The 16,056-nt window shown below is 54.2% G+C and carries 16 protein-coding genes and 1 pseudogene; 13 read left to right on the plus strand and 4 right to left on the minus strand.

The window, feature by feature from the left end; translation table 11 throughout:
- Positions 1-40 precede the first annotated feature (40 nt).
- Positions 41-1,483 (minus strand): S41 family peptidase, encoded by a 1,443-nt coding sequence (locus tag JCM2850_RS08490; RefSeq protein ID WP_025871160.1) that lies wholly within the window; start codon positions 1,481-1,483, stop codon positions 41-43.
- 265 nt (positions 1,484-1,748) lie between these two features.
- Between JCM2850_RS08490 and JCM2850_RS08495 the strand changes: the two genes are divergently transcribed.
- From JCM2850_RS08495 to JCM2850_RS21885, 6 genes are all read left to right on the plus strand, one after another.
- Positions 1,749-2,042 (plus strand): Rdx family protein, encoded by a 294-nt coding sequence (locus JCM2850_RS08495; protein WP_025871162.1) that lies wholly within the window; start codon positions 1,749-1,751, stop codon positions 2,040-2,042.
- A gap of 120 nt (positions 2,043-2,162) precedes the next feature.
- Positions 2,163-2,948 (plus strand): EAL domain-containing protein, encoded by a 786-nt coding sequence (locus JCM2850_RS08500; RefSeq protein WP_025871165.1) that lies wholly within the window; start codon positions 2,163-2,165, stop codon positions 2,946-2,948.
- Positions 2,949-3,088: 140 nt separating this feature from the next.
- Positions 3,089-3,616, plus strand: coding sequence for a DUF2753 family protein (locus tag JCM2850_RS20440; protein WP_025871167.1), 528 nt, complete (start codon positions 3,089-3,091; stop codon positions 3,614-3,616).
- 108 nt (positions 3,617-3,724) lie between these two features.
- On the plus strand, positions 3,725-4,336 hold the full coding sequence (locus tag JCM2850_RS08510; protein ID WP_025871169.1) for a superoxide dismutase: 612 nt from the start codon (positions 3,725-3,727) through the stop codon (positions 4,334-4,336).
- Positions 4,337-4,353: 17 nt separating this feature from the next.
- Positions 4,354-4,866: a ZIP family metal transporter gene (locus JCM2850_RS21880; RefSeq protein WP_199898294.1), complete on the plus strand. Its 513-nt coding sequence runs from the start codon at positions 4,354-4,356 to the stop codon at positions 4,864-4,866.
- Positions 4,763-5,293 (plus strand): ZIP family metal transporter, encoded by a 531-nt coding sequence (locus tag JCM2850_RS21885; protein WP_199898295.1) that lies wholly within the window; start codon positions 4,763-4,765, stop codon positions 5,291-5,293. The genes JCM2850_RS21880 and JCM2850_RS21885 overlap by 104 nt, the downstream gene beginning before the upstream one ends.
- Before the next feature lie 33 nt (positions 5,294-5,326).
- Here the strand turns inward: JCM2850_RS21885 and JCM2850_RS08520 are convergent, their stop codons facing one another.
- Positions 5,327-5,890, minus strand: coding sequence for a C40 family peptidase (locus JCM2850_RS08520; RefSeq protein WP_088177744.1), 564 nt, complete (start codon positions 5,888-5,890; stop codon positions 5,327-5,329).
- A 167-nt stretch (positions 5,891-6,057) separates the two neighbouring features.
- Here JCM2850_RS08520 and JCM2850_RS08525 point away from each other — a divergent pair, with 167 nt between their 5' ends.
- From JCM2850_RS08525 to JCM2850_RS08550, 6 genes and pseudogenes are all read left to right on the plus strand, one after another.
- Positions 6,058-6,396, plus strand: a complete 339-nt coding sequence (locus JCM2850_RS08525) for a hypothetical protein (protein ID WP_025871173.1) — start codon at positions 6,058-6,060, stop codon at positions 6,394-6,396.
- 42 nt (positions 6,397-6,438) lie between these two features.
- Complete coding sequence (locus JCM2850_RS08530) at positions 6,439-8,118, plus strand: ABC1 kinase family protein (protein ID WP_025871174.1); 1,680 nt, start codon at positions 6,439-6,441, stop codon at positions 8,116-8,118.
- Positions 8,119-8,264: 146 nt separating this feature from the next.
- Positions 8,265-9,684, plus strand: a pseudogene (locus JCM2850_RS18130) (circularly permuted type 2 ATP-grasp protein).
- A gap of 4 nt (positions 9,685-9,688) precedes the next feature.
- Positions 9,689-10,651 carry an alpha-E domain-containing protein gene (locus JCM2850_RS08540; protein WP_025871176.1) on the plus strand — a complete coding sequence of 321 codons (963 nt, stop codon included), beginning with the start codon at positions 9,689-9,691 and terminating at the stop codon, positions 10,649-10,651.
- A 38-nt stretch (positions 10,652-10,689) separates the two neighbouring features.
- Positions 10,690-11,508: a transglutaminase family protein gene (locus tag JCM2850_RS08545; protein ID WP_025871178.1), complete on the plus strand. Its 819-nt coding sequence runs from the start codon at positions 10,690-10,692 to the stop codon at positions 11,506-11,508.
- Between the two features lie 197 nt (positions 11,509-11,705).
- Positions 11,706-12,920 carry a hypothetical protein gene (locus JCM2850_RS08550; protein WP_025871179.1) on the plus strand — a complete coding sequence of 405 codons (1,215 nt, stop codon included), beginning with the start codon at positions 11,706-11,708 and terminating at the stop codon, positions 12,918-12,920.
- Between the two features lie 24 nt (positions 12,921-12,944).
- Here the strand turns inward: JCM2850_RS08550 and JCM2850_RS08555 are convergent, their stop codons facing one another.
- A complete protein-coding gene (locus JCM2850_RS08555; protein ID WP_025871181.1) occupies positions 12,945-13,145 on the minus strand; it encodes a hypothetical protein in 201 nt (66 codons plus the stop codon).
- 285 nt (positions 13,146-13,430) lie between these two features.
- Between JCM2850_RS08555 and JCM2850_RS08560 the strand changes: the two genes are divergently transcribed.
- Positions 13,431-15,350 carry a peptidase U32 family protein gene (locus JCM2850_RS08560; RefSeq protein WP_025871183.1) on the plus strand — a complete coding sequence of 640 codons (1,920 nt, stop codon included), beginning with the start codon at positions 13,431-13,433 and terminating at the stop codon, positions 15,348-15,350.
- 69 nt (positions 15,351-15,419) lie between these two features.
- Here the strand turns inward: JCM2850_RS08560 and JCM2850_RS08565 are convergent, their stop codons facing one another.
- Complete coding sequence (locus JCM2850_RS08565) at positions 15,420-16,055, minus strand: TetR/AcrR family transcriptional regulator (protein ID WP_025871185.1); 636 nt, start codon at positions 16,053-16,055, stop codon at positions 15,420-15,422.
- Position 16,056: the final 1 nt, after the last annotated feature.

The raw sequence follows: 16,056 nt of genomic DNA on the forward strand, positions 1-16,056 counted from the left end.
GGAGGTATGACATGGTGGGAATTTTACACCACAGGCAAGCTTACTTGCGCTGCAGGATCTGGATACCCTTGAGCAGGTTCAGCGCCTGATTGAACTGGTAGTCAGACTTGGAACCAGGTTCAATTGGGGCATTAGCACCAGCCTTGTCTTTTTCCTTGTCCTTGTCGCCCTTTTGATCCTTGGCTGGCTCAGTCGCTGGGGTTTCCTGCTTGTCTTTCTCTTCAGGGGCAGGTTGTACCACAGGAGCTTCTTCACCATCCTTGGGGTTGCTCAGGTGACGGCTAAGGTCGGCTTCACGCAGCATGGCAGCATGCTCACCAGTATTCACAGTAGCTTCTTCCACCAGAATGTCAGGCACTATGCCCTTGGCCTGGATAGAGCGGCCCTTGGGTGTGAAGTAGCGTGCAGTGGTCAGCTTGATGGCCGAGCCATTGTTCATAGGCAAGATGGTTTGAACCGAGCCTTTACCAAAGCTCTGTGTACCCATGATGACTGCACGTTTGTGATCCTGCAGGGCACCCGCGACAATTTCCGAGGCGGAAGCGGAGCCACCATTGACCAACACCACCAGTGGCAGGGTCTTGAGGTCAGCAGGCAGATCACGCAGGTAATCGGCACGTGCGCCACCGCGTACATAGTTTTCCGGATTGGCAGTCAGGCGCATCTTGGCTTCTTCACCACGGCCTTCGGTGTACACCACCAACTCGCCCTTGGGCAGGAAGGCAGCAGCTACGCCAACACCCGCATTGAGCAGACCACCAGGGTTGTTGCGCAAATCCAGAATCAGGCCCTTGAAGGCTTCCTTGTTCTGTTCACGCAGCGTCTTCAAGGCCTTGGCCAGGTCTTCACCAGTGTGTTCCTGGAACTGGGTCACACGGATATAAGCATAACCAGGGTCTGCCAGCTTGAACTTGACGCTCTGGGTCTTGATGATGGCGCGGGTCAGTACAAAGGTCAGCGGCTTGGCTTCACCCTTGCGCAGCACCAGCAGCGTAATCTTGGTATCGGGCTTGCCACGCATGCGCTTGACCGCATCATTGAGGCTCAGGCCTTTGACTGGCGTATCGTCCAGCTTCATGATCAAGTCGCCGCTCTTAAGGCCAGCCTTGTAAGCAGGCGTATCTTCAATCGGTGCCACGACCTTGACGAAGCCGTCTTCCATACCCACTTCAATGCCCAAGCCACCGAACTCACCTTGAGTACCTGCTTGCAGGTCCTTAAAGGCATCGGCATCTAGGTAAGCGGAGTGGGGGTCTAAACCTGACAACATGCCATTGATGGCTTCTGTCAGGAGTTTCTTGTCTTCAACTGGTTCTACATAATCGCTTTTGATCTTGCCGAATACTTCAGCAAAGGTCCGCAGGTCATCCAGCGGCAGTTGCGGCTTGGTTTCCTTTTCTGCGATGGCGGAATAGCTCAGGCTGAGCATGACGCCAAGCAAGGGGCCAGCCACAATCAAGCCGATTTTTTTAAGTTTGCGCATGTAAAACTAATCCTTAATGGAAAAACCGCGATGTTTGAACACGATGTTTGAACACTATGATTCTTGAACGCCAGCCAGTGTTTTTGAATACCAGCTAGTGAACGTTCATTGAGTAGTACTTTGTTATGCCATGGAATCAAACGGCGATTTATTCTCCGCTATTTATTCAGGCATTGCAAAGCGTTGCAGAGTATCGCACAGTCATTTTTTTCTTTTCAATCTCTTAACTACGATTTTTTACACATTTACACAGGAATCAAGTGTCATGAGCGAGCGTTTATTACCCGAAATCGAAATTGAATACTGCACACAGTGCCGCTGGTTGCTGCGCGCAGCCTGGATGGCGCAAGAGCTGCTGACAACTTTCGACTCAGACATTGGCCGGGTGAGCCTGGTTCCGGGCACTGGCGGTATTTTTGAAGTCAGGCTCAACAAAACCCTACTTTACTCGCGCAAGGAGCAAGGGCGCTTTCCGGAGTCCAAGGAGTTGAAGCAATTGATACGCGATGTCATAGATCCTGAGCGTGACCTGGGCCATAGCGACAGGGCAAGTGATTGAAATGCTGGCTAAAACGCTAGCAAAATAATTCCTGACTAAAATAGTTGGAAATAATGCTTTAAATGTGAATTGTTCTCATTTATGATGAAGTCTTACAGGGAATGTATGGAGGACTCATCAATGAATGCGTTTAATCGTTCTGAAATTGGCGCTTTGATGCAGGGGCGTGAAGTTGAGCCTGCATTGCTGATGCCGACGGAGCTGTTGGACGTCATCATGGAGCGGCGTTTTGGTAGCAGCTATCACCCCATTGTCGATGTGCAGTCGGGTGAGCTGCTGGGGTATCAGGCCAGTGCAAATTTCTGGACCCGTGACTATAGACCGCTGCCTATGGACGGCATGCAGGAAAGCCTGCGTAGCAACCCCTTGTTGCAGTTTCATCTGGAATTGCAGGTCAAGCAGCAGCAGATATCACGCTTTCCAGGCAGCGGCTGGCTGATGCTGGATCTTGATCTGGATAGTTTTTTTGCGGGCGGCGAAGATGAGCGTAATCCGTTTCTGCATATGTTCCGAGAGCACGCCTGGTCTGAGCGTGAGCTGATGATCAATATCGTGGAGCAACCCGGCCATGCAGATGCTTACCGCTCGCAGCAGATGATTGCGCTATTGCAGCAAAGCGGCACCGCGGTTGCGCTGGAGGATATAGGCATACGCTGGGGCATGTTTTCACTCTCCGCATTTATGGATGCCAGCGTGATCAAATTCAGCAGCCTGTCACTGCGTAGCCTGGATATGAAAGCCGCGCAGGCCACGGTGGAATGGCTGGTCAGCGCCGCGCGCAAGCTGGGCGTGCAAACCATTATGAGCAATGTTGATAGCTGCGCCGCCTTGGATTGGGCCAGACGCATGGGCATCGATTGCGTACAAGGCAGCTTGTTTGCCAAGCAAAAATTGCAGGCGCGCTAACGCGGCATCGCTGCCGCTGACTGCAGAATTCCTGCAAGCGGTCACCCCAGAACCCTGGCATTGCAGTACGCAGAAAAGCAGTTGTGCTGATTTTGGAAATAAATAATAATCATTATTATTGTTATTGATAAGCATTTTCCATGCGACGCGATCATTCCTCAAACGTCAGGCAATTTGGCATCAAGCTAGAACAGGGCGCAGCTGCGCCGCAGAGCATGGTGCACGCCTGGGAAAAAGCCATGCAGCAGGGCAATGAGGCATTTGCCCAGAATGAAGATCAGCGCGCATTGCAGCAATATCAAACTGCCCTAAAGCAGGCCCAGTCTTTATTGCGTGAATGTATACAGAATAACCAGTCGCTGATGGCGATTGATACGGCTTTTGCCGCCTATGTTGTCTCGCACCACAATCTTGCCAGCGTCTACGCGCGCAAGGGTGACCTCAACACCGCAGCGCTGCGTTTGTGCGAAGTGCATCGCTGTCTGTCCTGTATCTGCAAAGATGCCAGCCTGGCCGCGCCATTGCGCGAGGCGGCGCAACGTCATGGTCGCCGCACCTATAGCGAATTACTGAACTTTAGCCATCTATACAGTCAACATCCTTTAGTAGCCAAAACCTTGCGCCATTGCGGACAGTTTTGCATGGAGCAAGGGCGGTCACTGCATTAAATCCCCACTAGGTTCGAGATTTTCTCAGGAAAAAAGCATAAGATCGTTTATGCTGTTTTACAGTATTGTCGTCGTCCGATTTCTCTCAAAAATTCTAAGGAGTAAACAATGGCTTATACGCTACCCCCCCTTGATTATGCATACACTGCGCTAGAGCCGCATATCGACGCGCAAACCATGGAAATTCACCACACCAAACATCACCAAACCTATATCAACAACGTCAATGCCGCTCTGGAAGGCACCAGCTTTGCCAATGAGCCAGTTGAAGCCTTGTTGCAGAAGCTGGACAGCCTGCCAGAAAATCTGCGCGGCCCAGTGCGTAACAATGGTGGCGGCCATGCCAACCACAGCCTGTTCTGGAAAGTGCTGACACCTAATGGTGGTGGCGAGCCCAAGGGTGCGCTGGCTGATGCCATCAAGTCCGACATCGGTGGTCTTGATACCTTCAAGGAAGCCTTCACCAAGGCTGCATTGACCCGCTTTGGTAGCGGTTGGGCCTGGTTGTCTGTGACGCCAGAAAAGAAATTGGTGGTAGAAAGCACCGGTAACCAGGACAGCCCACTGTCCACTGGTAACACGCCTATCCTGGGCCTGGATGTCTGGGAGCATGCCTACTACCTCAAGTATCAAAACCGTAGACCTGAATACATTGGTGCTTTCTTCAATGTGGTGAACTGGGATGAAGTTTCCCGCCGCTATCAGGAAGCCCTGGCTTAAGCCACGCAGATTAGCCCATGAACTTCCCCTTCATCATTGCCAATAGTCGCCAGCGTGCCTGGCTGTGGGTCATTGCAGTCAGCGTACTGTTGCTGGGAGTTGGCATGGTGGAGTTATTGGGAGATTGGGCGCGCAATGCCTGGCACACTCCCCAGGTGCGTGATGCATTCTGGGGTGGCTCGGCCGCAGCGTTTGCCACGGCAGCCGGGACATTGCCCATGCTGTTCTGGAAGCAATTGCCAGAACGCATCATGGATACCCTGTTTGGCTTTGGCGCTGGCGTCATGCTGGCAGCCAGTGCTTTTTCATTGGTGGTGCCTGGGGTGGAAGCAGCCCAGGCCCAGGGGGCGAGCGCCTGGGGCGCAGTCCATTGTTGGTATCAGTATTATTATTGGGGCAGCGCTGCTGCTAAGCCTGGAGCGCTGGGTGCCCCACGAACACTTTATCAAGGGCGTGGAAGGGCAAAGCACACAAGCCTTGAAGCGCACCTGGTTGTTTGTCTTTGCCATTGCCTTGCACAATGTGCCTGAGGGCCTGGCGATAGGCGTGGGTTATGCCGGGGGCGATGTGGTGCGCGGTAGTGCGCTGGCTACCGGGATTGCCATTCAGGATATTCCTGAAGGTTTTGTGGTGGCCATGGCGCTGGCCGTGGTGGGCTATTCGCGCAAGACGGCGATCATCATAGGCATGGCAAGTGGCTTGGTGGAGCCCGTAGGGGCATTGCTGGGTGCTGCTATTGTCAGTTCATCGGCAGCGCTGCTGCCGTGGGGTTTGGGCTTTGCTGCGGGTGCCATGCTGTTTGTGGTCAGCCACGAAATCATTCCCGAGTCTCACCGCAAGGGGCATGAGGTGTTTGCCACCAGTGGCTTGATTATCGGTTTTGTGGTGATGATGATGCTGGATACTGCCCTGGCTGATGCCAGTTCTGAAAAGTCTAGTGATAAAACCGCTGTCTAGTTACCAGACCGCTGTGTTGCGCACAGCTTTGAGTTACTTGCCGAGATTTTTGCTGCTGGAAGCGTCTACCGTGTCGCTATCTATGCGTCTGGCTCCGTTGAAACGCTTGGCCCAGTAGCTATCTTTCATATTCACTACCTGTATGCCACCGCCAGAACTGGGCGCGTGAATGAACTTATTATCCCCAAGATAAATCCCAACATGGGAAAACGCGGTTTTCAGTGTGTTGAAGAACACCAGATCACCGGGTTGCAGTTGTTCAGTGGAAACAGGTTCGCCCAGCTTGCTGATGGCTTTTGCGCCATGTGGCAGCGTCATGCTGGCAGATTGCTCAAATACATAGCGCACAAATCCGCTGCAATCAAAGCCTGTTTCTGGGGATTTTCCACCGTAGGAATAGCGTATGCCTGTCAGGCTGAGCGCATTGATGAGCACTTCCTGGGCGACGTCAGACCAGCCGCTCTTGGGGGCTTCTGCAGTGTTCTGCGGAGCTGTGCTTTGTGCTTGGCTTTGCCAGATATAGGCGGACTCAGCGGCAAAAAGCGGCTGAGAGCAAAGCAATAAAGCAGAGGTGATCAGTAGAGGAAAACGCGTCATCGACGTCATTCTAAAAGGGATTTTTTGTGCTTGTAAACAAAAAAATTGACTTTACTTGTCAATAATCTGGCCACATTTGCCTGCTCAAAACCAGTAACAGTGCCTGTTCTGGAAGCCAGGAAAGCATGGTGTAGAATAGCCCGGTCTATGCAGGAATAAGGGCATTAATGATGAATGAAAGCACTTTTCCGCTGATTCATAAAATCAGAAATACCGTTGAAGATGCCAAGCGCCGGGAGTTATTACACCACCTGAGTCCGCAAGAGATGGAACAGACCCTGGCTGAGTATGCGCGACATTTTCGACTGAGCTCCGGCGAGCGCGCCCGATTGCTGGCCGAGTCCATGCGTCTGCGCTTGCAGGACAAAGGGGGACGGATCAAGCGTGCGGGCAAACGCGCAGTGAAGCAGGTAGGCGCCCGCGTAGCGCATGCCGCGAGTGACAGGCTGATGAGCCTGGCGCAACGTATAGAACGCCGCGCCTTCCGCCTGGATCAGGAAGAATAAGCACAAACAACGATGGGTTAAGAAGACTGGGTCAAGAAAACTATGCTGCGTGAAACGATTTCTGTCATGCGTGACTTCAGGCGTTTGCGGGCCATTGCCCGCACCCTGATGCATTATGGTTGGGGCGATATTGCCGAGCGTCTGGGCAAACGCAGTTGGTTACGCCGTGCGGGCAATGCGCTCAGAACTGAAGCCTCGCGTGAAATCATGCAGTTGCCTTCCGAAGTGCGGGCACGCCTGGCCTTGCAGGAGTTGGGACCTACTTTCGTCAAAATGGGGCAGGTGCTGGCCACGCGGCCTGATATCTTCCCGCCTAACTGGATTGAAGAGTTATCCAAGCTGCAGGATCAAGTGCCGCCTGTGCCTTTCGAGGAAATGCTGCCTGGCCTGGAAGCGGCGCTGGGTAAATCTCCGTTTGAGGTATTCCGCGATTTTGATACCACCCCGGTGGCAGGCGCTTCCATTGCCCAGGTCTACCAAGCTAAATTACAGGATGGCACGCCCGTCATCCTCAAGCTGCGCCGTCCCGGCATACGCGAGAACATTGATGCAGACCTGCGCTTGCTGGCGCATATCGCCCGCCTGATAGAGGCCGAGATTGAAGAAGCCAAGCGCTTCAACCCCACCGAGATTGTTGACCAGTTTTCCAAATCGCTGAAACGCGAGCTGGATCTGGCGCTGGAAGGCCGCAATACCGAGCGTTTTGCGCGCAACTTCCTCAACGATAAAACCACCAGCTTTGCGCGTATCTACTGGGATTACACCAGTGAGAGCGTATTGGTGATGGAAAAGATAGACGGCATCCCTGGCAACAGCCTGCAGGAAGCCAGGCTGGCGGGCATGGATTTGCCCTTGCTGGCGGCCAGAGGTGCCGATGCGGTCATGAAGATGGTGTTGATCGATGGCTTCTTCCATGCCGATCCGCACCCAGGCAATATTTTCTATCTGGCCGATAACAAGATTGCCGTGATCGATTGCGGCATGGTGGGGCGCATCAGTGTTGACCGCCGTAATGAGATTGCCGATATGCTGGCAGCGCTGGTTTCACGCGATATTGACACCCTGCGCGATATCCTGATTGCCTGGGCAGGCAATGTGGTGGTGGATGAAGCCAAGCTGGGTGCCGATGTGGATGAATTTATCTGCACCTATGACAATGCACCGCTCAAGCACATCAGCTTTGGCGTGCTGCTTAACGACCTCACCACCATCATGCGTGAGAACCAATTGTCGGTGCCGCCTGATCTCACCATGCTGTTCAAGGCCTTGATCACGCTGGAAGGCCTGGGGCGTCAACTCGATCCTGATTTCCAGATCGTCAGCCACCTCACCCCCTTTGTTAAAAAAATCATCATAGAGCGCTACATGCCGCGCACGCTGTGGCGCAAGGGCAGCCGAGGCTTTGGCAAGGCGGTCAGCGCCATGGGTGATCTGCCTGGCGATGTCTCGCAGGTATTGAAGGAGGCCGGACGCGGCAGGCTCAAGCTCAATCTTGATCTCAAACGCCTGGACCATTTCGGCCATCAGCTGGATCACAGCACCAACCGCCTGACTATGGCCTTGATCACTGCCTCATTGATCATAGGTTCCTCCATCGTCATGACCGTGCGTGGTGGGCCAGAGTTATTTGGCTTGCCTGCTTTTGGTTTCCTCGGTTTCTTCCTGGCTTTTATCATCGGCATCATGCTGATGGTGTCCATCTGGCGTTCAGGCAAGGACTAAGCACACGCAGCTGTCTGCCATGCTCTAAGGCAGAGCCTGCTGTCTAGCGCCATGCGCCATTATGGTGCGTCAATTTCTCTGGATTTTTCCATGCTGTTGAATTTAAGGGGGTTTTTGCCTGGCATGACCCTTGCGACACTACAAGCATGGAAACCAAGCCCAACACCGCTTTTGATGAAATGCATCTGCCCGATGCGGCAGTGCGCGCTATCTACGCCCAATATGCCCAGTGGCTGCAGGATGTGCCTTTGCATCAGCTTGAAAGCAAGCGCCAAGAGGCCGAGCTGTTGTTCCGCCGCGTGGGCATCACTTTCAATGTTTATGGCGAGGATGCAGGTTCCGAGCGCCTGATTCCCTTCGATGTGATTCCGCGTCTGCTCTCGGCAGCCGAATGGACACGGCTGTCTGATGGTGCCATTCAGCGCGTCAAGGCGCTCAATATGTTTCTGCATGATATCTATCATGAGCAAAACATCATCAAGCGGGCATAGTGCCTGCCAGCATCTTGGCCAATAGCCAGTATCGCCCTGAAATGTTCGGCGTCGATGTGCCCAAGGGTATATACGCCCATATCGCTGGCATAGACCTGGTGCGCACAGGGGAAAATGACTTCTACGTGCTGGAAGATAATCTGCGCACGCCATCCGGAGTTTCCTACATGCTGGAAAACCGCAAGATGATGATGCGCTTGTTCCCTGAGTTGTTCCGCAGCCATGCCATTGCGCCTGTGGAGCATTATCCCCAAGTCTTGCTCAATAACCTGCGCTCCGTGGCACAAAACGGCGTGCAGGAACCCACGGTGGTATTGCTGACACCTGGGGCTTATAACAGTGCCTATTTCGAGCATGCTTTTATCGCCCAGCAGATGGGCATAGAGCTGGTCGAGGGGCAGGATTTGTTTGTGCGCAATAACGCGGTCTATATGCGCACCACTGAAGGCCCTAAGCGTGTTGATGTGATTTACCGCCGCATTGATGACGATTTCATTGATCCGCTGAGCTTCAGGCCCGATAGCATGCTCGGTGTTCCCGGGCTGCTGTCGGTGTACCGCAATGGGGGCGTCACGCTAGCCAATGCCGTAGGCACAGGCGTGCTGATGACAAGGATACTTACATCTACGTGCCGCAGATGATCCGCTTCTATCTGGGCGAAGAACCCATACTCTCCAATGTACCCACCTATCAGCTGAGCAAGGAAGAAGATCTCAAGTATGTCCTCGCTAACCTCGCTGAACTGGTGGTGAAAGAAGTGCAGGGCTCGGGTGGCTACGGCATGCTGGTGGGCCCTGCGGCCAGCCGTGCCGAGCTGGAAGAATTCCGCGCTCGCATTCTGGCCAATCCGGCCAACTATATCGCCCAGCCCACGCTGGCCTTATCCACCTGCCCGACGCTGGTGGAAAAAGGCGTGGCCCCGCGGCATGTGGATTTAAGGCCGTTTGTGCTCTCTGGCAAGAGTGTCAGCCTGGTGCCGGGGGCGTTGTGCCGGGTGGCCTTGCGTGAAGGTTCGCTGGTGGTGAATTCTTCCCAGGGCGGTGGCACCAAGGACACCTGGATTCTGAAAGATTGATGCCATGCTGAGCCGAACCGCAGATCATTTGTACTGGATGGCGCGCTATATAGAGCGCGCTGAGAACATGGCACGGGTGCTGGATGTGACTTACAACATGTCGCTGGTGCCCAATGCCGCCCAATCTGAAGCTCAACTGTGGGCACCTGCCTTGCAGATTGCGGGTGGGGTGGAAGATTATCAACGCGAATATGGCGAAGTCACCGCCGCAGGAGTGGTGCGCTATCTGGCCATGGATACGCATAACCCCTCCAGCATCTATAACGCTTTGCGCAGCGCGCGTGAGAATGCCAGGGCAGTGCGCGTGACGCTGTCGGCGGAAACCTGGGAAAACATCAATGCACTGTGGCTGGAATTCAGCCAGTTTGTCGGCATGGACTTGATGAAAAAAGGCCTGGGTGAATTCTGCGATTGGGTCAAATCGCGCTCACATCTATTCCGTGGTGTCAGCTTTGGCACCATGCTGCGCGACGATGCCTTCCGCTTTCTGCGTCTGGGCACCTTTATAGAGCGCGCTGATAATACGGCGCGATTGCTGGATGTGAAATACCACCTATTGCTACCGCGCGATGCCGAGATAGGCGGGGCAGTGGATTACTACGAATGGAGCGCGGTATTACGCGCAGTGTCGGCGTTTCAGGCTTATCAAAAAGTCTTCAACGACGCGATAGAACCCTGGCGTGTGGCCGAGCTGCTGGTGCTGCGTGAAGATATGCCGCGCTCGCTGCATGCCTGCTTCTCCGAGATCACGCCCATACTCGATCAGCTGAGTAGCCGCCATAGCAGCGAATGCCGCAGGCTGGCAGGTGAGCTGCATTCCCGGCTGCGCTATGGCCGTATGGACGATATTTTCCAGGAAGGTTTGCATGAATTCCTCGCGGACTTCATAGACTCCAACAACAAGCTGGGTGCGGAAATTCAACGTGCTTTCCTTAACGCCCCCATTCACCTCAATGCCACCATCTAAGGGAATATCCTTCTAGAGAATTTGCCAGGAGAGCCACCATGCAGTTGAGCATTAATCACCGCACGCATTATCTCTATACCGACGTTGTGAATTACACCATACAACAGCTGCGCCTGACGCCGCAGGATGGCTTTGGTCAGCGCGTCAAGCGTTGGGAAATCCGCGTCAACGGCCATTTGCAGCGCCATGACGATGCTCATGGCAATGCCGCGCATATTCTGGTGCTGGATACCCCACATGAAGAAATCAACATCATAGCCACTGGCGAGGTGGAAACCGGGCTGGATACCCCACCCTTGGATGACACGCTGCCGCGCGGTATTTACCTACGCGCTACCGACCTCACCTATGTAGATGCAGGCCTGCGTCAGTTTGCCGAGCAGTTCCGCCGCGAAACCATAGATGAGGACAGCCTGGAAGCCCTGATGTTTGGCATTGTGGATCGTGTACCTTATCTCAAGGGCGTGACCGCCGTGAATACCAACGCCGCGGAAGCGTTCCAGGCGGGCAAGGGCGTGTGCCAGGATCATGCGCATATCTTTATCGCCTGCTGCCGCCAGCTAGGCGTACCTGCGCGTTATGTCAGCGGATATCTTTTTACCAACGATGGCAGCCTGCTGGAAAGCCATGCCTGGGCCGATGCCTGGCTGCCAGAGGTGGGCTGGGCCAGTTTTGATGTTTCCAATCGCTGCCGCACCAATGGCGTACACGTGCGGTTGGCCACCGGGCTGGATTACCGTGATGCCTGCCCAGTGAGCGGCATGCGTGTGGGCGGTGGCCTGGAAACCATGAGCGTGGGGGTGCATGTGGATCAGTTGCACAGCCGACAGTCCCAATCCAGTCAGGCGCAGCAGTAGCCAGCGCGCTGATTTCTGCACTGAAAAGCCCACACGCCCATGGCCGCGCTGGTCATGGGCTTAAGTCATGGCTTAATATTGAAGTGCTTTCACAGCTAGCCAGCGTTATTTACTTAATGACAGCCTGCCCAATAACGCCCTGGCGAATCACCTGATGCAATCAATCGTCAGCATTGCTGACCCAGCAGGGAGCGTACATGGATTCACTGCATTTTGCCCGACATGGCGACAAGGAAAATTCGGCATTTTTTGAGGAGTATCTGCTCAAGCTGCTGGAGGAGCGCGATGCCTTGGGGCTGACCGCTATGGTGCATGAGATTGATGCGCTGATGATCACGGTAGACCCCGGCCACTCGATCAAATACGTCGGTGAGCTATGTTTCATGACCTCGTATCATTATCTGGTAACGCTGGAGAGTGAATCGCACTGGACGCATGTGCTGCGCATAGACCTGGATTCTCCCGATATCCTGGTGCGCGAGGTCAAAGACCCCAACCTGCGCGGCATCTTCCGCAGTCTGAATGAAATTTACCCGGTGGGCGCGCGCAAGCCCAATAGCCGTTACATGGGCGAGATCATCCGTGTAGATAATCTGCACGATGTAGTGAAGTTGCAGCAGGAGCGCGAGTTCCGCTTTTTCAATCAGGACGAGATCCGCAAGCTGGAACTGCCGGGCAATCTGGCGGTGAGCAAGCCCTCACCTTACACGCATAATATTGTTGCTTATCTGGAGCGCGCACCTGACGAAACCCGCGTCTATGCGCTGGGGGTGAGCAAGATAGATAGTGCCGTACAGCAGGTCTATGAGGCGGCCAAGCAATTGCAGGAACGCTTGCGGATTACTGATCTGCTGTTACCCATAGACCATCTGGCGACTCGGGTCTATAGCCAGAATCGCGAGGTGGCGATACTGGAGTATCTGTCCTGGTCCAGCTATTACTTCTGGGGCGCTTACAACATCAAGGATCAAAACTCCTCCACCAATGTCACCAAAAGCGCCCATGGCCTGCCGGAATACAAAAGCCCGGCCAAGGTATTCACCGCCAATAACACACCGTACTTCGTCAATCATCTAGAGCATCTGCCTTCGCCCACCGAGACCTTTGTGCGCAACTATGGCCCGCGCTTGCATCACATTGCGGTAGCGGTGCGGGATGGCGAGCGTGATGGGCTGGAAAATATAGAATTTGCAGTGAATGCGATAGCCTCGGAAGGCCAGGGCTTCTTGCTGGATGTAGTGGGCTCGCGCGAGGAGGGTTTGAAGCAGATATTCTCTAATGCTTCAGAGCATTCCTCGCTGATCATAGAATACGTACAGCGCTTTGGCGATTTCCAGGGCTTCTTCACCCGCGACAATGTGGCTTTTCTGACTGAAGCTGCGGGACGAGAAGAAGGGGTTAAAGCTAAGTAGTCTAATAGCTTGGCGCTAAAACCCTTATTCGTCCTTGATGCCCAGCTTGCGGGCGACTGAGAGTGTCAGCAGCGAGGCCAGGAACAACACGCCCAGGGTCATAAAGCTTTTATGGATAAAGTCGGAATCCTTGACCCAATCCCAGATCATGGCCACGCCCAGCAGCAGGCTGGCCAGGATACAGAATATGCAGATGGTGAAACAGATAGTGCGTATGGCGCGCATGCAGCATTCCTTTCAATGGGTGGCCCAGCAGCGCTTGGGCTGCTTGATCGCATAATTTGATGCTTAGCATGATAGCGCAAGCAGTGACTTGTTGTAGAGCCAGACCGCCAAGGTCGTGATCTAAGGCCTACGCACTATCTGCACTATCTGCACTATCATATTGATGCGCTTGGGCAATCTGGCTACAGCCCTTGCATGATTGTGGTATATTGCGCATCCTTTTATGGGAGTTGCTTAGTTTTTTGAAGGCAACTCATTTCCGTCCATGACCTGTACCGTTTGCCCATGACCATTAGCCGCCGTCATCTTGAATTGCTCGCTCCAGCCCGTAATGCTGATTACGGCATTGCCGCCATCAATCACGGGGCAGATGCCGTCTACATTGGTGGCCCGGCATTCGGTGCGCGCGCCAAGGCGGAAAACTCGCTGGAAGATATCGCTCGCCTGGTCAATCACGCGCACAAATTCCACTCTGAAGTATTTGTCGCCTTCAACACCATTTTCCACGACAACGAGCTGGAAGCCGCGCGGCAGATGGTGTGGCAGCTGTATGACACAGGCGTTGATGCCCTGATTGTGCAGGATATGGGACTGTTGCAGATGGATTTGCCGCCCATACAACTGCATGCCAGCACCCAGACCGATATCCGCAGCGTCGATAAAGCGGTGTTTCTCGACCAGGTTGGTTTTACCCAGATTGTGCTGGCGCGGGAAATGGACCTCAAGACCATACAGCAGGTGGCGGCGGCCACCAGTTGTAATCTGGAATTCTTTATTCATGGCGCACTGTGCGTGGCCTTTAGCGGCCAGTGCTATATCAGCCATGCCCATACTGGCCGCAGCGCCAACCGTGGTGAATGCTCGCAGGAATGCCGTTTGCCTTATACGCTGGAAGATAGCCAGGGCCGCATTCTTGCCAAGGACAAGCATTTGCTCTCCATGCGCGATAACGACCAGAGCGCCAACCTGAGAGCGCTGGCTGAGGCGGGCGTGAGCGCCTTCAAGATAGAAGGCCGCTACAAGGATATCGCCTACGTCAAAAACGCCACCGCCTACTACAGGCAGTTGCTGGACGAGATACTGGAAGACAGCCCACAATATCAGCGTGCTTCTTCTGGCCGTGCCATCTTCAGCTTTGTGCCGCAGCCGGAAAAAACCTTTAACCGCAGTACCACGGAATACTTCCTGCATGGCCGCGGCGAAGAAGTAGGCGCCTTTGATACGCCCAAGTTTGCGGGTGAGGAAATGGGCAAGGTCACCAAGGTGGGGGCTGACTACTTCGAGGTAGATACCACACTAGAGCTACACAATGGCGATGGCGTCTGCTTCTTTGATGTGCACAAGGAATTGACGGGCATGCGCATTAACACCGTGCAGGGCAAGCGCTTATACCCCAATGAAATGCCCGCAGATATGCGCCGCAATATGACGGTATACCGTAACCGCGATCACGCTTTCCTGCGCCTGCTGGAGAAAGATTCTGCCCAGCGCCGTATCGATGTCAGCCTGCATTTGCAAGAGACCAGTGAGGGTTTTGCCCTCAGCATGCAGGATGAAGATGGCTATATGGCGTATGTGCAATGCAGCGTGGAAAAGCGTCCGGCGGAGCAGGCAGAAAAAACCATGGCCAGCCTGCGTGAGCATCTGGGCAAGCTGGGCAATACCGAGTTTGCCGCGCGCGATATTCAGCTGGATCTCAGTCAGCCCTGGTTTATTCCGGCTTCTACCATCAATCAGCTACGTCGTGAGGCGGTGAGCCAGTTACAGGCTACGCGTCTTCTAGGCTATCAGCGTCCGCAGCCGGGCAAGGCGGTAGAGCCACCCGCCAAGTATCCGCAAGATACCTTGAGCTATCTGTCCAATGTCTATAACAAGCAGGCACGCGAGTTCTACGAAAAACATGGCGTCAGTGCAGTGGCGGCGGCATATGAAGCGAATGAAGAACTGGATGAAGTGCCAGTGATGATTACCAAGCACTGCTTGCGCTACAGCTTTGCCATGTGCCCCAAGGAGGCCAAGGGCGTGATAGGCGTGCAGGGCACGATTACTGCCGAGCCTATGACCTTGATCAGCGGCAAGGACAGAATCAGCCTCAAGTTCGACTGCAAACGCTGCGAAATGCATGTGATGGGCAAGGTGCGTAAACACGTCACCCAGATGCCGCCACCGCAGCCTATTCAATTCTTTGCCAAACGCCCGGGCTAGGTTTAAAACCTTGCCTTTTCAGGCCTAGCGTTTTAAGGCCTAGCGTTTTAAGGCTTTAGTTCTCAGGCTTTAGTTTTCAAGATGAAGTTCTGCGGCTTTTTTACCCGGCCAATTAGCCAACACCATATTCACTAGCGCTTCCAGCGCCTCACGGCTGGCACCGCTGGCTGCCTGTATGCTCATGCCTTGATGCAGGGTGGCCACATACTTGGCGAGATCAGCAGCCTGGGTCCCTGCAGTCAATTCCCCCTCAGCCTGTGCGCGTTCAAAGCGTTGCAGCAGCGCCGCTTCAAACTGCTTTCTACGTGCGATCAACACCTGCTGGACTGGCGCAGCTTCCTTGCCACAACTGAGTGAGCCCAGATTGACCATACAGCCTGCGGGCTTGTCCTCTTGCGTCAAGAAGCGCGCGCTATTCAACAATAACTGCTGTACAACTTCATAGGCAGTGGGCGCTTGCAGCGCGGCAGAAATAAAGCTGATTGAGCCTTTGAGGTAGTGCTCCAGCGCCAGCTTGAACAGATTCTCCTTGCTGCCAAACGCGGCATACAGGCTGGGCTTGTTGATATTCATGGCCTCGGTCAGCTCGGCCATGGAGGTGCCTTCATAACCTTGAGCCCAGAATAATTCCATGGCGGTCTCTAGCGCGATTTGCGCATCGAACTGGCTGGGACGGCCACGACTTCTGCGGGTTTCTTCCATCATG

Source organism: Methylobacillus glycogenes JCM 2850, assembly GCF_000617925.1.
Lineage (GTDB): Bacteria > Pseudomonadota > Gammaproteobacteria > Burkholderiales > Methylophilaceae > Methylobacillus > Methylobacillus glycogenes.

Coding starts and splice junctions, on each gene's coding strand:
- JCM2850_RS08490 (WP_025871160.1), bottom strand. CDS start 1,483: ATGCGCAAACTTAAAAAAATCGGCTTGATTGTGGCTGGCCCCTTGCTT.
- JCM2850_RS08495 (WP_025871162.1), top strand. CDS start 1,749: ATGAGCGAGCGTTTATTACCCGAAATCGAAATTGAATACTGCACACAG.
- JCM2850_RS08500 (WP_025871165.1), top strand. CDS start 2,163: ATGAATGCGTTTAATCGTTCTGAAATTGGCGCTTTGATGCAGGGGCGT.
- JCM2850_RS20440 (WP_025871167.1), top strand. CDS start 3,089: ATGCGACGCGATCATTCCTCAAACGTCAGGCAATTTGGCATCAAGCTA.
- JCM2850_RS08510 (WP_025871169.1), top strand. CDS start 3,725: ATGGCTTATACGCTACCCCCCCTTGATTATGCATACACTGCGCTAGAG.
- JCM2850_RS21880 (WP_199898294.1), top strand. CDS start 4,354: ATGAACTTCCCCTTCATCATTGCCAATAGTCGCCAGCGTGCCTGGCTG.
- JCM2850_RS08520 (WP_088177744.1), bottom strand. CDS start 5,890: ATGACGCGTTTTCCTCTACTGATCACCTCTGCTTTATTGCTTTGCTCT.
- JCM2850_RS08525 (WP_025871173.1), top strand. CDS start 6,058: ATGATGAATGAAAGCACTTTTCCGCTGATTCATAAAATCAGAAATACC.
- JCM2850_RS08530 (WP_025871174.1), top strand. CDS start 6,439: ATGCTGCGTGAAACGATTTCTGTCATGCGTGACTTCAGGCGTTTGCGG.
- JCM2850_RS08540 (WP_025871176.1), top strand. CDS start 9,689: ATGCTGAGCCGAACCGCAGATCATTTGTACTGGATGGCGCGCTATATA.
- JCM2850_RS08545 (WP_025871178.1), top strand. CDS start 10,690: ATGCAGTTGAGCATTAATCACCGCACGCATTATCTCTATACCGACGTT.
- JCM2850_RS08550 (WP_025871179.1), top strand. CDS start 11,706: ATGGATTCACTGCATTTTGCCCGACATGGCGACAAGGAAAATTCGGCA.
- JCM2850_RS08555 (WP_025871181.1), bottom strand. CDS start 13,145: ATGCGCGCCATACGCACTATCTGTTTCACCATCTGCATATTCTGTATC.
- JCM2850_RS08560 (WP_025871183.1), top strand. CDS start 13,431: ATGACCATTAGCCGCCGTCATCTTGAATTGCTCGCTCCAGCCCGTAAT.
- JCM2850_RS08565 (WP_025871185.1), bottom strand. CDS start 16,055: ATGATGGAAGAAACCCGCAGAAGTCGTGGCCGTCCCAGCCAGTTCGAT.